14 protein-coding genes and 1 pseudogene are annotated in these 15,118 nt (G+C 63.6%); 7 read left to right on the top strand and 8 right to left on the bottom strand.

Annotated elements, in window-relative coordinates; all coding sequences use genetic code 11:
* Positions 1-559 precede the first annotated feature (559 nt).
* From OKW44_RS09910 to OKW44_RS09890, 5 genes are all read left to right on the top strand, one after another.
* Complete coding sequence (locus OKW44_RS09910; protein WP_018424558.1) at positions 560-835, top strand: hypothetical protein; 276 nt, start codon at positions 560-562, stop codon at positions 833-835.
* Between the two features lie 98 nt (positions 836-933).
* Complete coding sequence (locus tag OKW44_RS09905) at positions 934-1,806, top strand: VOC family protein (RefSeq protein WP_018424559.1); 873 nt, start codon at positions 934-936, stop codon at positions 1,804-1,806.
* A 289-nt stretch (positions 1,807-2,095) separates the two neighbouring features.
* Positions 2,096-3,829, top strand: coding sequence for a pyrroloquinoline quinone-dependent dehydrogenase (locus OKW44_RS09900; protein WP_018424560.1), 1,734 nt, complete (start codon positions 2,096-2,098; stop codon positions 3,827-3,829).
* Positions 3,826-4,446, top strand: a complete 621-nt coding sequence (locus OKW44_RS09895; RefSeq protein WP_018424561.1) for a c-type cytochrome — start codon at positions 3,826-3,828, stop codon at positions 4,444-4,446. The genes OKW44_RS09900 and OKW44_RS09895 overlap by 4 nt, the downstream gene beginning before the upstream one ends.
* A 15-nt stretch (positions 4,447-4,461) precedes the next feature.
* Positions 4,462-5,124: an ankyrin repeat domain-containing protein gene (locus OKW44_RS09890; protein ID WP_026226545.1), complete on the top strand. Its 663-nt coding sequence runs from the start codon at positions 4,462-4,464 to the stop codon at positions 5,122-5,124.
* A 9-nt stretch (positions 5,125-5,133) separates the two neighbouring features.
* Here OKW44_RS09890 and gph read toward each other — a convergent pair whose 3' ends face one another.
* From gph to OKW44_RS09865, 5 genes are all read right to left on the bottom strand, one after another.
* A complete protein-coding gene (gene gph, locus OKW44_RS09885) occupies positions 5,134-5,826 on the bottom strand; it encodes a phosphoglycolate phosphatase (RefSeq protein ID WP_018424563.1) in 693 nt (230 codons plus the stop codon).
* Complete coding sequence (locus OKW44_RS09880) at positions 5,817-6,638, bottom strand: HAD family hydrolase (protein WP_018424564.1); 822 nt, start codon at positions 6,636-6,638, stop codon at positions 5,817-5,819. Before OKW44_RS09880 ends, gph begins: the two co-directional genes overlap by 10 nt.
* Before the next feature lie 146 nt (positions 6,639-6,784).
* Positions 6,785-7,207: an ExbD/TolR family protein gene (locus tag OKW44_RS09875; RefSeq protein WP_018424565.1), complete on the bottom strand. Its 423-nt coding sequence runs from the start codon at positions 7,205-7,207 to the stop codon at positions 6,785-6,787.
* Entirely contained in the window at positions 7,198-7,965 is a 768-nt protein-coding gene (locus OKW44_RS09870; RefSeq protein ID WP_018424566.1) for a MotA/TolQ/ExbB proton channel family protein, read from the bottom strand. The genes OKW44_RS09875 and OKW44_RS09870 overlap by 10 nt, the downstream gene beginning before the upstream one ends.
* A 58-nt stretch (positions 7,966-8,023) precedes the next feature.
* Positions 8,024-8,776 (bottom strand): energy transducer TonB, encoded by a 753-nt coding sequence (locus tag OKW44_RS09865; protein ID WP_204357183.1) that lies wholly within the window; start codon positions 8,774-8,776, stop codon positions 8,024-8,026.
* 179 nt (positions 8,777-8,955) lie between these two features.
* Here OKW44_RS09865 and OKW44_RS09860 point away from each other — a divergent pair, with 179 nt between their 5' ends.
* A complete protein-coding gene (locus OKW44_RS09860; protein WP_026226546.1) occupies positions 8,956-10,071 on the top strand; it encodes a YVTN family beta-propeller repeat protein in 1,116 nt (371 codons plus the stop codon).
* Positions 10,072-10,231: 160 nt separating this feature from the next.
* Here OKW44_RS09860 and OKW44_RS09855 read toward each other — a convergent pair whose 3' ends face one another.
* Positions 10,232-10,444 carry a hypothetical protein gene (locus OKW44_RS09855; protein ID WP_018424569.1) on the bottom strand — a complete coding sequence of 71 codons (213 nt, stop codon included), beginning with the start codon at positions 10,442-10,444 and terminating at the stop codon, positions 10,232-10,234.
* Between the two features lie 522 nt (positions 10,445-10,966).
* Between OKW44_RS09855 and OKW44_RS09850 the strand changes: the two genes are divergently transcribed.
* Entirely contained in the window at positions 10,967-11,872 is a 906-nt protein-coding gene (locus OKW44_RS09850) for a lipid A biosynthesis lauroyl acyltransferase (RefSeq protein WP_204357184.1), read from the top strand.
* A gap of 39 nt (positions 11,873-11,911) precedes the next feature.
* Here OKW44_RS09850 and OKW44_RS09845 read toward each other — a convergent pair.
* Together OKW44_RS09845 and OKW44_RS09840 are read right to left on the bottom strand one after the other, a co-directional pair.
* Positions 11,912-12,541 (bottom strand): annotated as a pseudogene (locus OKW44_RS09845) (filamentous hemagglutinin N-terminal domain-containing protein); the annotation flags it as partial.
* Between the two features lie 162 nt (positions 12,542-12,703).
* Positions 12,704-15,079 carry a TonB-dependent receptor gene (locus tag OKW44_RS09840; protein WP_018424572.1) on the bottom strand — a complete coding sequence of 792 codons (2,376 nt, stop codon included), beginning with the start codon at positions 15,077-15,079 and terminating at the stop codon, positions 12,704-12,706.
* Positions 15,080-15,118: the final 39 nt, after the last annotated feature.

The following is a 15,118-nucleotide window of genomic DNA, read 5'->3' as shown; positions in this document are numbered from 1 at the left end:
GTCGGTGGCGTCAGGCGCGCCGCCATGCGCACAGCAATGGGGGCGTGGCGGCGCGTTTGATCCTTTGATAAAAAATCAAACCGTGATGTGGGATCGATATTGACTGCCAGGTCCGGGCCGTGCGGGAGCGTGCAAACAGCTTCGCGACGTTCGCATGAATGTCCGCAAAGTTCGCATTTGCCCCAAGACATTTGCATGAGAGGTTTGCATTGTCCGCACCCGCAACTGGCCCACGCGGGAAGACCTCGGCCTCGGACGGATGCGGACCCTTGTGCCATGCGAACTCCTTTGCGCACCTGTAGCTACTCAATATCCGCGCGTCTTCGTGTCCGCATTACGAAGGTTCGCGGGAAGGAACCGCGCCGCCGTTCTACGGCCTTTCCAGCCGCTCGCGGCACTGGCGCAGCAGTTCATTCACGCGCCGCCGTTCGTCGCGCCACTGCGCCGAATACATGCCGTGTTTCAGCGCATTGAGCGACGACGCCGATTGCCGCGCACAAGCCGGAAATACTTGCGCATCTGCGCGCCGCCGCGAATGACGAGGTTGAGGTCGTCACGTATGGCAACACTTGCCCGTAGGCTCTTCAAGGTAGCGCTGTTTATCGGCCTGTTCCGTTTTTTCCTGCCCTACGTCCACACGTATCCCATACCGATGCCTGAAAGCCAGGAACCTGTCTGGCTACACGTCGCCAACCGGTTTGGTATCCGCGATCCCGATGATTTATTTTTCGTGGTGATGGTGACCGTGAATCTGATCGTTGCTGCTTTGGCGTATGTGGCGATCAAGAGGCTGTGGCGATACTATCGAAGGCGAGATGAGCACATAGCATGGTGATGCCTTGTAGTGCGCGCACCGCGCGCCGTCCGCGAAATGCCTGCCCTGTTGATGCATAATTTGTCCAGCGTTTCGCGGCTCATGCACAAGGCAAACACATGGAACACTCTTACGCTAACGACGATACGGGCAATCTGATCCTGCTCGAACACGTCAACCTGAAAATCCCCAACCAGATTCTCGCGACCGCCTTCTACGTCACCGGCCTTGGGCTCACGCGCGATCCGTTCGTGATGACCGGGGTAGAGAATATGTGGATCAACATCGGCCGGTCGCAGATTCACTTGCCGCACGGGGCGGCGCAACGTCTGCGCGGCAGTGTCGGTCTCGTGGTCGGCGAGCTCGAAGCGCTGGTGAGGCGGCTGCGCTCGGTCGAACCGCTGCTCGCCGGCACCGCGTTCGGCTGGACGGAGCGCGCAGGCAGTGTCGAAGTGACGTGTCCGTGGGGCAATCGCTACGAGTGCCTCGATCCTTTCAATCGATCCGCGTCGGCTCCGTGGTCGGAAATCGATCTGGGCATCGCGTTCGTGAAGATGGATGTGCCGGTCGGCAGCGCGTTGCCTATCGCGCGCTTCTACCGCGATATGTTCGATGCGACCGTCGACATCGAAGAGAAGCATGGATTGCACCGCGCGGTGATCGATATCGGCACGCATCAGCAACTGCTGTACGCGGAAACGACCGCGCCCATTCCTGAATACGACGGACACCACATCGCGATTTACGCCGCTGCTTTTGCGGGGCCGTTCACGCGGCTCGCCGAAAAAGGTCTGGCATATGGAGAAGAGCCGCATCAATACCGGTTTGCCGACCTGGTCGATCTGTCATCCGGAGAGCGTTGTTTCCGGCTCGAACACGAAGTACGGAGCCTGCATCACCCACTTTACGCGCGCCCGCTGGTGAACCGGAATCCGGAACAGACCAACCGGAACTATCAGCAGGGGGCCGATTGGCGCGGCGGCCGGTTCTGATCAGCTCGACGAGCGATGATCGCTCGCCACTCCTTAACGATTTAATCTAGAAAATCCACAACACATCGCCTACCCTTAATCGAGCCGGTTTTCTGCGGACCCATGCATTGCTTCTCCCCACTCTGCGAAGCCGACCCGTCCTGACAAAGCTAACAACGATTCGAAGTCGTACGCTTTTGTTGTCTGCGAGGGTTGCGCCATCGTGCTCTTTCACGCTGTCGTCCGCGTGGATCCATGTCGCACTCCTGCGCTGCAATTCATAGGAACAATAAAAAGCTAGGAGACGCTCATGCCATTCAACCGTATTCAGGGAATTGTCGGCCTGCCACTGCTCGCCATCGCGTTCGGCTTGCCTGCGGCTCATGCCGCCGACGAAGTACAGAACAGCTCGACCACCACCGCCGCGCCGGTGCCATCGACGCTTCAGCCCGTGACCCAGGATCAGCTCGATCGCGCCGGCAGCATGACGGCGGTCTGGCTCCATCCGAACGGCTCGTACGCGCAGACGCGCTATTACCCCGGCTCGCAGATCAACCGGACGAACGTCGCGAAGCTCAGGCCGGCGTTCATCTTCCAGACGGCCGTCAACGAGTCGATGGAAACGGCGCCGATCGTGAAGGACGGCGTGATGTTCCTGACCACGTCGTTCAATCACCTATACGCGATCGATGCGACGACGGGCAAAGAGTTCTGGCATTACAAGCACAAGATGGGTCCGGTCACGACGTTCTGTTGCGGGCCGAACAATCGTGGCGTCGCGATTTCGGGTGACCGGCTCTATATGGGCACGCTCGACTCCAAGCTCGTCGCGCTCGACGCCAAAACCGGCAACGTGCTGTGGCAAAGCCAGATCGCCAATCCCGACGAGGGCTACTCGGAAACGATGGCGCCGACGGTCGTCGACGGCAAGGTGCTGATCGGCACGAACGGCGGCGAGTACGGCATTCGCGGCTTCGTGAAGGCGTACGACGCGAATTCCGGCCAGTTGCTGTGGACCTTCTACACGATTCCGGAAACCGGCCAGGAAGGCGTGTGGGCCACCAAAGACGCGACCGGCCGCGACGAGAAACGCGACATCGACGCGGAGAAGAAGCAGTTGGCCGACAAGGGCGGCGACTTCTACAAGACGCTCGGCGGCGGTGTGTGGATGACGCCGGCGGTCGACCGGAAAACGCACACGGTGTATTTCGTGGTCGGCAACCCGTCGCCGGACCTGTATGGCGCGATCCGGCCGGGAGACAACCTCTATACGGATTCGCTCGTCGCGATCGATCTCGACACCGGCAAGTACAAATGGCACTACCAGTACGTGCCGCACGACGTCTGGGATCTCGACGCAGTGAGCCCGCCGGTGCTGATCGACGTGCGCGACAACGACGGCAAGATGATCCCCGGCATCGTGCATGCGGGCAAGACCGGTCACGTGTACGTGCATGATCGTGCGACCGGCCGTCTGATCCGCTTCTCGCAGGCGATGATTCCGCAGGAAAACATGTGGACCCTGCCGACAGCAGCCGGCGCGCGCATGCTGCCGGGCGCGAACGGCGGCGTCGAGTGGTCGCCGATCGCGTTCGATCCGCAAACGCGCCTTGTCTACGCGGCCAACCTGCATCAGCCGATGACGTACCAGGTCGAGGACGCCGCCTATCCGGGCGGCAGCAAGCTGTGGCTCGGCGGCGCCTTCAAGGTGATTCCGTCCGAGGCGCAATGGGGCAAGCTGTCGGCCGTCAACGTCGACACCGGCAAGGTCGCGTGGGACTACAAGACCGACCAGCCGCTGATCGGCGGCGTACTTGCAACGGCGGGCGGTCTCGTGTTCAACGGCGAGGGCAACGGCCTGTTCCGCGCGTTCGATGCCGCCAGCGGCAAGAAGCTGTGGGAGTTCCAGTGCGGCGCGGGCGTCAACGCGCCGGCCGTGTCGTACACGGTCAACGGCAAGCAGTACATCGCGGTCGCGGCGGGCGGGAATACGCAGATCGACTTCAAGCGCGGCAACAGCGTCGTCGTGTTCGCGGTGCCATGAGGCGGCCGGCGCTGCGGGGAGCGGCGGCGGTGGCGCGCGCTGTATGGGTGGCGCTGTTGTGCGGCGGGTTGATGGCCGCACGGCTGCCGACGGGCGCGCGCGCCGATGCCGAGGCGGGCAAGGCGAAAGCGCAGGTGTGCGCGGCCTGTCATGGGCCGATGGGCAATTCGACCAATCCGGACTTTCCGATTCTGGCCGGGCAAAATGCGCGCTATCTGTATCTGGAACTGAAGGACTTCAAGCAGGGACGGCGCAGCCATCCGCCCATGTCGCCGATGGCGTCGGATTTATCGAGCGAGGACATGCAGGACATCGCCGACTACTTCGCCGCGCAGAAGCTCGTGCCAGTGCGGTTCAACGCCGATGGCGCGAGCATCGAAGCGGGCAGCAGGAAGGCCGCCGAGGTGCTGTGCACGATGTGCCATCAGGGCGGCTTCTCCGGGCAGAACGAGATTCCGCGCGTCGCTGGTCAGCAGTATCAGTACATCGTCAAGCAGTTGCAGGACTTTCGCTCGCACACGCGCACCAACGATGCGGGCAACATGGCCAGCGTGACGCGCAATCTGACCGACGAGGACATCCATCATCTGGCCGCTTATATCAACAATCTGCAGTAGCACGGGGAAGACACCATGACAGATATGTTCATTCGGCCGCTTGCGAGCGCCGTTCTGTTCGCTGCCGCATTCGGTGCCTGCGTGCCGGTGTTCGCGCAGGACCAGGGGGAAATCAACCGCCAATTGCTGGTAGCCGCGAAGGACGACGATCGGCAGTCGGTCGTCGCGGCGCTGCAGCGCGGCGCGTCGGTCGATGCGATGAACCGGATCGGCGACACCGCGCTCGTCACCGCGTGCAAGAAGGGCGATGCGGCGATGGCGCGCACGCTGATCGAGCGCGGCGCGAACGTGCAGCATGCGAACGCGCCGGGCGATACACCGCTGATGGCCGCCGCCTATGGCGGCTTCGACGAGATCGTCGCGCTGCTGCTCGCGCATGGCGCCGATCCGCTCGCGACCGATCGCGTCGGCAAGACCGCGATGGAATACGCGGCGGGCCAGGGACAAACGAAGGTCGTCGGTCAGTTGCTCGATGCGGGCGTCGACGTGAACCGGACCTACAAGAACGATCTGACCGCGCTGATGTGGGCGGCGGGATACGATCGCGCGGAGACCGCCCAGCTGTTGCTCGCGCGCGGCGCGAACCGGTCGTTGAAGGACAACCGGGGGATGACGGCGAAAGATATCGCGGTGCAGACGAAGTCGGAGCGCGTCGCGGGATTGTTGTCGGCGGGTTAGCGGCTCGAATCACGCTCGCAATGCCGGTCGCGCTCGCGCCAGAATCGCCGGCAATGCCTCGAACGAATCGATCAGCGCGTCGCAGCGCGGCAGGTCGGCGCCGCTCGCGCTGCCATAGCCGTAGCTGACGATGAAGACCGGAAGACCGGCCGCGCGCGCCGCCGCGACATCGACCGATGAATCGCCGACCAGCACGCAACGTTCGGGCTCGACATCGAGGAGCCGGCACGCGTGCCAAAGCGGCTCGGGCGACGGCTTCATGCTCGCCACGGTGTCGCCGCCGACCAGCCCATCCATATAAGCGGCAAGCCCCGTTTTGTCGAGCAGCGCCGCCGCCAGCGCCTGCGGTTTGTTGGTCACGCACGCGCGACGGTAGCCGTGCTGCTGCAACGCGCGCAGCCCGGCCATCACGCCAGGAAAAACCCGACCCAGTGCCGCGTTGGTCACCGCGTAGTGCCGCTCGAACACGGCCTGCGCGTGGTCCAGTTCGACGCGCTCGCCGAGGCCCGCCGCATCCAGCGAGCGTTGCACGAGCTTGCGCACGCCGTTGCCGATGAATCCGGTCACCCTGTCGTACGGCAGCGGCGTGGCGCCGAAGTCCGTCAGCATCAGGCCGGCAGCCGCGACGATGTCCGGCGCGGTATCCACCATCGTACCGTCGAGATCGATCAGGACAGCGTGGTAGTCGCGGTTCATTGCCATGACGCGCTCGCGTTCGCCTGGTCCGCGTTCAGTGCGCCGTGCGCGGCCGAATCGGGACGACGCGTGGCGTCCCGATGCCAGCGGCGCAGTGTCGCCAGATCCACCCAGCGATGCCATTCGCCGCGCACCATCGGAACGATCGGCGCGTGCGGATCGCCGAGATGAGGCAGCACGGCCAGCGCGCCATCGAAGTCCTCGTGCGCGGTAAAAGCGCTCGGCGTGACGACGACGGGCACGCGCGCGGCGCGCGCCGCCAGCAGGCCGTTGCGCGAGTCCTCGAAGGCGAGACAGGCCGCGGGCTGCAAGCCGAGCTGTTCGAGCACGTGACGATAGACGTCGGGGGCGGGCTTTTTTGCCGGCGTGGTGCCGGCGTCGCCGATCGCCGCGAAGCGATGGCGCCAGCTGGCGCCGAAATGCGCCTGCAGCAGCGCGTCAAGGTTGGCGGGCGTCGTGGTCGTCGCGATCGCCACGCGTAGACCGGCCTCGTTCGCCTCGTCGATCAGACGCGCGATGCCGGGTCGTAGCGGCACGCCGCGCTCGCGCATGCGCTCGGTGTAGTGGCGCGTCTTCAGCGCGTGCAGCGCGTCGACGGCCTCTCGCGCTCGCGGGCCCCCGGCTTCCTCGCACTCGACCGTGCGCCAGTAATGCAGCAGACGCTCCTTGCCGCCCGCCACTTTCAGTAAGCTGGAATAGAGCGCTTCGTCCCAGAACCAGTCGAGGCCCGCTTCCGCGAACGCGGCGTTGAATGCGTGCAGATGTGCAGTCTCGGTGTCGGCGAGCGTGCCGTCGACGTCGAAGATGAGGGCTTGCATCGTGCGGTCCTCGCGAGGGTGGGGTGCCGTTCAGACACGCACCACGATAGCCGAGCCGTCCGCCGATTCAAATTCAGAGATTCTTTCGCCGCCGATAAGCGGGACTTTACGTGCCGGCACGCACCGAACACGCACGCCGCGCCGCGTCATTTGCCCAACTGCGGGTCGGTCACGAAGCCCAGCTTCGTCAGCCCGCCGCGCTGCGCCGCCGACATCACGATCGCGACACGTTCGTACGGCACCTTGCGATCGGCGCGCAAATGCAGCTCCGGCTGCGGCGTCGCGAGGGCGGCTTGCGCGATGCGCGCGCGCAAGGCGTCGTCGGTCACGGGCTGACCGTCCCACAGCACCGTGCCGTCCGCCTGCACCGCGACGTCCACGTGCGCGGGCTTGAGCGCTTCCGGCTGACTGCTCGCGTGCGGCAGATCGATCCTGACCGCGTGTTGCAGCGCCGGAATGGTGACGAGAAAAATGATCAGCAGTACCAGCATCACGTCGACGAGCGGCGTCATGTTGATCTCGTTCATCAGACCTTGATCGTCGTCGTCGGAGAAAGGGCTCATTGCCATTCGAGGTCTCCGTCGCGGTTTGCGTTCGTCGCGCTGGTGCCGCGCGGCACCACACGCATCTGCGGCCCGGCGCTCGACGGCAACTGCGAGCCGGTCACGAAGTACGCGTGCAAGCCGTGCGCGAATCGCTTCAGGCGCGCGACGATCGAGCGGTTCGCGCGCGTCAGACCGTTGTAGCCGAGCACCGCGGGAATTGCGACGAAGAGCCCGAACGCCGTCATGATCAGCGACTCGCCGACCGGGCCGGCGACATGGTCGATCGAGGTCTGACCGGTCTCGCCGATCACGATCAGCGCATGGTAGATGCCCCATACGGTGCCGAACAGCCCGACGAAAGGCGCGGTGCTGCCGATCGACGCGAGAATCGCCAGGCCGCTTTGCAGGCGCGCGATCGTCTCGTCCATCGTGTCCTGCAGACGCCGGGTGATCCAGTCGGACACGTCGATGCGGTCGTGCAGATGCTGCTGCGTCTGCCGATGATGCGTCGCGGCTTCATGGCCCGCCAGCGCGAGCGCGAGCAGCGGGTTGTCGTGCGTGCCCGATTCCGGATGGCCGAGGCTGCGCAGCCCGTCGTCGAAGCGGTCCGCGCTCCAGAAGCGCGCGTCGCTCCGGGTTGCGCGCCTGAGGCGGATCAGCTGCCACAGCTTCACGATGATCACCGTCCACGACAGCACCGACATGATCACGAGCACGCTCAGAATGCCGCGCGTGACGATATCACCTGAATCCCAGACGTTTGCGAGTCCGTAGTGTTGCATGGCGAGTTCCTTCGTTTGGTGTCCCTGGTCTGTTTGGCGGTGCGCTCAACCTGTCGCGTCACTCGGTCAGTCCGAACACGAACGACTGCGAGTACGCGGCGCGCACCGGCGTGCCGTTTTCGGTGTACGGCTGGCAGGCGCCCGCATGGACGGCGGCGAGCGCCGCGTCGTCGAGCCGAGGGGAGCCGCTGCTGGCTTGCAACTGCGCCGTTTCGATATGCCCGCTCAGCCCGACGACGAAACGCACGATCGCCGTGCCATGCTCGCCGCGGCGCTTCGCGATGTCGGGATAGTCGGGCTTCGGAATCGAGCAGTCGACGTGCGACACGTTGCGCGGCTCGGTCGACACGGGCACCGCCGGATGGGCGGCGGGAGCCGATGCCGCCGACGGCGCGGCGGTCGTTGGCACGGCGGGCATGGCGGCTTGCGCGGTGCTTTCACGCGACGCGGACGGCGTGGGTAGCGGCGTTTCCATACTGCGCGGCACCTGCGCGCGCGGCTGCGGCGCAGGTTTGACGCGCACGGGGGGATGCGTGACCGGCGGCGTTGGCGCCGTCGGAACGACAGCGGCGGGCGGGGGCGGCGCGGGAGGTGAAACAACCGGAGCGGGAGGCTCGGGGCTCAGCAGCGACGCGGTGATCGTGCGCGGCTCGACCGGACGCTCGACGATCCGGTTACGCGAGCTCAACGCGATGGCGAGCAGCGCCAGATGCGCGACGATCACGGCGCCCAGCACGATGGCCGCGCGACGGTAAGCGGCCGTGGCATTCGTAGGACGTCCTGGGTTCACCATGGCAACTTGCAGCATCATCGCCACCTCCGCGCTCATTGTCCCCCGCCGACCCTGCTTTTCAAACCCGCAACGGCCGGCGCGAAGCAATTCGGGAAAATCTCCCGCCGATCCGCGTTGTCAAACAATCGCCCGGTGGGCTACCTTGAAACGATGACGCGAATCATCGCGGCGCCGCGATATCAACCCGGAGTACAACGATGCTGGAGACACGGATTTCCCCCCGACCACCACGCCGTTCCCTCGCGCTGGCCTGCGCGCTCGTGCTGGCCGCGAGCGCCGCGCATGCTGCGGCCGCGCCGCTCGCCTACGTGACGAGCGAGAAGGCCGGCGTCGGCGTGATAGATCTCGACCGGATGACGCTCACGCAGACCTTTCCGGTAGGCGCCGATGGCCCGCGGGGCCTGAGCCTGAACGCCGACGGCACGCGTCTGCTGGTCGCCAACAAGAACACGAACGATCTCGCGGTGATCGACACCGCGACGGGCAAGGTGGTCCAGCGCGTGAAGATCGGCAAAAACCCCGAATATGTGCGGGTGCGCAACGGCTATGCATACGTGACCTACGAGCCCGGCGAGGACGGCGGGCCGCCGGGAGCCAAACCCGACGCGAAGGGGGACAATAAGCCCGAAGCGAACGCGGGCAACAAGCCCGGCGCGGACGACGACGACGCGAACAAGCCGCCCGCCGAAATCGCGATCATCGATATGAAAAACTGGCACGTGATCCGTTCGGTCACGAGCGGCCACGAAACCGAAGGCATCGAATTCTCGCGCGACGGCCAGATGATGCTGGTCACCAACGAAGGCGACGATACGGTGTCGATCTATCACGCTCGAACCGGCGCGCCGATCCGAACCGTGAAGCTCGCGGCGGGCGGGCGGCCGCGCGGCATTCGGCTGTCGCCTGACGGCAAGCATTATGTTGTCACGCTGGAGTCGCTCAGCAAGTTCGTCGTGATCGACGCGCGCACGTTCGAGGTAGTCAAGACCGTCGACACCAAGCTTGGTCCCTATGGCGTCGCGTTCGGCCCGAACGGTCAGCGGCTTTTCGTGGCCGCCGCGCGCGACAAGGTGGTGCAGGTGTTCGACGGCCATACCTTCGAACATGTCGCCGATGTGCCGGTCGGCCAGCGCTGCTGGCATTTCAGCTTCACGCCGGACGGCTCGAAGCTGATGGTCGCGTGCGGTCGCTCCGACGCGGTCTACGTGCTCGACGCGAAGAGCTATCAGCCGCTCAAGCAGATCGGCGAGCTGCCGCTCGCGTGGGGCATCGTCACGTATCCGCACAGCGACGGCTCGATCGAATCGCATTGAGCGGGGCGGGCGAATGAGCTGTTATCGGGTCCTGCCATACCAGTACGTTCGCGGGCGGCACCGCCGCCGCGAGCTGTTCGCGGGTGAGGATCATTGCGCGTCTCCAAAAACGAAACAGCCCCGTCGAAGCGGGGCTGTGTTGATGAAACCGGCGGGGAAATCAGGAAGTGCGACGCGTCGCGAGTGCCCGGTCGATGAACCAGAAGGTCACCGTCCCGCTAAAAATTTCCATGTCACTTGACGTCCAGATGAGATTCGTCGCATCCGCAAGCGATGCGTGCTGCGAGAATGCGATATAGACCGTGAGCGCCTTGTCGAGCGAATTCTCCTTACCTCGGACGCGACCGAACAAACTCGACACTCGCAATACCATGCTGTCTCCCTCCCGCTTGAGGGTATGCATATGGCATCGCTAGGTACAACTCTGCGTGGCATCGCCGATGTCACGAAAACGACCGCGATCATCCGAGCGGCCCAGCTTGCATATCAGGAGCAATACTGGCGTGCTCGGGCAGAACGTGGATGGAATGGGCGTTATATGAATAAGTCGAGACGCGAGCTGACACTGACAGTCCGATCCAGTCGCCAGCGGCCGCTTTCGAGGTAAAGGACGGCAGTCGATCCGGATCTACCCTTCGCCCCCATACGAACTCGGTGGCGGCTTTCGAGTAGAATGGCCGCCTTGGTGGTCTATCGGTGGCGCGGGCGCCTGCCGCCCATGCACAGTTGTTTTCGCCAGGAAGAACCCGTAGCCCGTCCACTTGGGTAGCCCGTCATAAAGTAGTGCGTGCGATACAGTAGGGCGTGCGATACTTCGCTGCCGTCGCCATGCTACGCCGCCAGGATCTCGAATTGTGTTAGACGTCCGTAAGTATTCGTATTTTTCCGTTTCGCGATGAGTGATTCTCACGAGCGGGGTAATTTCCTGGCGCGATTTGGCTATGTTCTGATTGTAGTGCTGCTGCGCGTCTTCGCAGTCCTTCCCTATACGCTCGTCGCAAGGTTCGGCACCGCGGTTGGGGCAATGTTATATGCACTTCCAAGCTCCCGAAAACATATCGTTCTCGTCAATCTGCGTCTCTGTTTTCCCGGCAAGAGCGAGTGCGAGTACGACGACCTTGCCAGAAACCATTTTCGCCACGTCGTTCGAAGCTATCTCGAACGAGGGATTCAATGGTTTGGCAGCGCGAAAAGGATACGGAAGCTGGTCCACATCGAAAGTCGAATCGATCTGGAAGACAGGAATGCTCCACCGACCATCTTTCTGGGCTTCCATTTCGTGAGCATCGAGGTCGGCTGCATACTCTACTCAACGCGCCTGCCCGCCGCCTCGCTGTATACACGCATGTCGAACGCGCGCCTTTGCAGTCTAGCCAAGCGGCAACGCGGCAGATTTGGCGCCGAGATGATCGAACGTTCGACAAGCGCCAGAAAGATCGTCGGCTTACTTCGTTCAGGCAAGCCAGTCATGCTGGCTGCTGATATGGATCACGGCACACACAACTCCGTTTTTGTGCCGTTTTTTGGCGTCCCCGCCTGCACACTTACTTCGGTTTCGCGCCTTGCCCGACTGGCCCATGCGCGGGTTGTACCATTCGTGACTGAAGTATTGCCAGATTACCGCGGGTATAAGCTGACCATCTTCGAGCCGCTCAGCGACTTTCCTTCAGAAAGTGAGACGATCGACGCGCGCCGAATGAATGAATTTCTTGAAACGCAGATCAATCGGTGCCCAGCGCAATATTACTGGGTGCATCGTCGCTTCAAGAATCGTCCACCGGGCGTGCCAGGCGTGTACTGAGCACGCCGTCCTTAAGGCATGCGACCGTTCCTGGTTGTGTGCTCTCGTGAGGGAACGCGATGAGCTCGACTGACAGGCAAGCGTATCGTGATTGACCTGATTCGCGCCGGTGATGACATTCAGGTCGTTGGCACGGATGGCCGCGTTAGCCTGCACCGCGCGGGAGATCAGGTCCACCTGATCAATATTGGTCGCGTCCAGGCCCGCGCCCTGGACGGTAATCATGCCGCCAGTTACTTTGAAACCGCTCAAGTTGCCGCCCGCATCGAGCATCGGCGTACCGGTGGTGAGAATGCCGCGCGTGGTATTGATGAAGCCGCCGCCATCGACCACGATCCCCGAACCGTTTGCCACGACGACTTCGGCCCTGTTGCCCGCCACTTCGAGATAGCCGCGCAACTGGCTGGGCGAACTGCTGTTGACCTGGTTGAGAATGATCCGCGCGGACTGGCCTGGCGAGAGATTCGGGTTACCACTCACCTGTCCTGCGAGTTGCGTGTTCGTGATAACGGGCGAGTTGTTCAGGATCGCGCCGTTTTTCTGCACATCGAACTGCGAATACGTATTAACCGAAACACCCGCATTCGACGCCTTGTTGATATCGACCTGCGGCAGGCCATTGCGCGTCTGGATGACGTTCGGCGCATGCGCGCCCGAGGGCACGATTTGGCGAGCACGAAGTCGTTAGGCATCGAACGCCGGGCCTACGGGTGCCGCGACGAGGTGAACTTATTCCTCAAAAACCGAGCTGCGTTCCCGGGCAGTGCGCTCGTGATAAAGCGTCAGGTGGCGGAAAGAGTGAAGCCATGCGATCCGCCGCGCCAGACGTGACTACTTCCACGCATACCTCATCCCCACCCAGAACCCCCTCGGCGCACCGGGCCCAACGAACTGTTCGTTGACCGGCGCCGCGCCGTTGAACGTATTGCCCGGCCCGGTAAAGAAGTTCTCCCCGAGCGCGCCGAAGCTCGCATAGCGCTTGTCGAGCAGATTCGACACCGACGCGAACACCTGCAACTGCTTCGTCACCTGGTACGAGGTGTCCATATCGATCAACAGATAGCCGGAGATCTTGCCGTTCACGTCCTGGTTGTTTTCGTCTCCCTGCGCGTAGATGCTGCCGCGCCACGTCAGGTTCGTGCCGATTCGCCATTTCGCGGTGGCCGCGTAATCGAGTCGCAGCTTGACGGTCGTCGCCGGAATGCTCGGGATGTGGTCGCCGGGATGCACGGTGATGTTGCCGTTCGCGTCGGCGCTCGAGTTGCTGGGGCTGCTTTCGACCCATGTCGACTGGTAGGTCGCGTTGACGTAGCTGTAGCTGCCGGTCACTGTGAACGGCCCATATTTCGTCTGCCCAGCCAGTTCGACGCCTTGCCGGCGGGTGCGCCCGACGTTCTGGAAAAAGCCCTGCGAACTGCCCGCGCCGTTGCTGCTGATGAACTCGATGTCGTTGTCGAGCGTCGTGCTGTAGGCAGCCGCGCTCCATGTCGTGTTGCCGCCGATCCTGCCGCGCGCGCCGACTTCATAGGTCTTCGAAATGACCGGCTGCAACGACGGATCGGAGATGAAGTCGTTAGGTAGCGAACACGGCGCGTTCGGATCGGCGCAGGCCAGCTCGATTGCGGTCGGCGAGCGCATGCCCTCGTTGTAGGTCGCATAGGCGGTGAGCGCCGGCGTCGGATTCCAGTTGATGCCGACCGCCGGATTGAAGCGCGAGAACGTATGGTGGCCGTCGAGCTGCGGCTGCGTGCCGGTTTCGTCGCCGATCGTCGCATCGGCCCAGTTGTAGCGGCCCGACAGCGTCAGCGACCACTGCGGCGTCAGGGAGAGCGTGTCCGTCAGGTAGATGCCGTAGTTCGTGTTGTGCGTGTTCGCGTTGGTCTGCTGTGCGAAATTCCCGATGCCGACCGTCGCGCGCGAATCGGTAAACGCCGCGTCCTGCGACGACTGCGTGAAGCGCGAATCGGCGGCGTCGACGGCCATGCCCGCGATGAACTGGTTCTGCATGCCGCCGAGCTTGCCGAGCAGCGTCAGTTGCAGGCTCGCGCCGTAGCTGTCGGTCGTCACGGTGGACTGTACGTTGGTCGCCTGCAACGTATCGACGGTGCCGTCGGGATTGATCGTGCCGTAGTCGTTGTTGACGTTGCTGCTGGTGTTGGCATTGCGAAAGTGCCGGTAGTACGCGTTGCCGCTCAGCTCGACGTTGTCGTTGAAGTAATGATCGCCCGACAGCGTCAGGTAGCCGGCGCTGTTCTGATTCCGATCGGGATACGTGTACGGTTGCCTGGGGTTACCGAGGAACGAGCGCGGAATGGTTTGCGCGCCGTGCAGATCGTTGTCCGCGCCGCCGGCCGATAACGACAGCGTCGTGTCGGCGTCGGTATAGCGCAGCTTGCCGAACGCCTGGCGGATGCGGCTCTCGTTCTGCTCGGCCCAGCCGTTGTCGTTCGCGGCGTTGGCGGTGAAGTAGTAGTCGAGGTTCTGGCCGATCGTGCCGCCCTGTTCGATCTGCGCGGCCTTGCGTCCCCACGAGCCGCCCTGAATTTCGGCCTCGCCGACCGGGTTGTCCTTGCCGTTTTTGGTCGTGATCGACAGCGCGCCGCCGAGCGTATTGAAGCCGAAAGTCGGATTGGAGCCGGGGATCAGCTGCATCGTGTCGATCGCCTGTTGCGGCAGCAGGTCCCAGTTCACGACGTCACCGAACGGTTCGTTCACGCGCACGCCGTCGACGAATACCGACAAACCTTGCGGCGTGCCCAGCAGCGGCGACGCGGTGAAGCCGCGATAGAACAGGTTCATCTGATACGGGTTGCCCTGCGCGTCGGAGATCGTGACGCTAGGCAGATTCGCCGCGAGGTAGTCGCTGAGTGTCTGGCGGCCCTGCCGTTGGATATCGGCCGCGTGGACCGTCTGCACGTTGGCCGGCACCAGCGTGAGCGGTGTGCCGATGCCGAGCAGCGGCGTGGTGCCTACGACGACGATCGGCGCGAGGGTCGCGGTAGGTGTCGTGTTGCTGCTGGCGTTGTCGTCGGCTGCCCTGGAAGAGGCAGCGGAAGACGCCGAGGCCGGCGCCGACGCCGCGACTGGCGGCTCCGCCTGCGCCCATACGCTCGTGGACAGACCGGCGAGCGCGCCGCCGACGCAGAAGGTGATGCCGGCACGCCGCTGAAGCCGGCGTTTGCGGCGTGCTTGTGATCGCATGCTCATCGTTATTGTCTCCTGCCGGCTTGATATATGCGCGTGTCG

Source organism: Paraburkholderia lebeckiae (genome assembly GCF_050436325.1).
GTDB classification, from domain to species: Bacteria; Pseudomonadota; Gammaproteobacteria; order Burkholderiales; family Burkholderiaceae; genus Paraburkholderia; species Paraburkholderia tuberum.
Note: the sequence above shows the minus strand (reverse complement) of the source record. Positions and strands in the feature narration are given on the sequence as shown.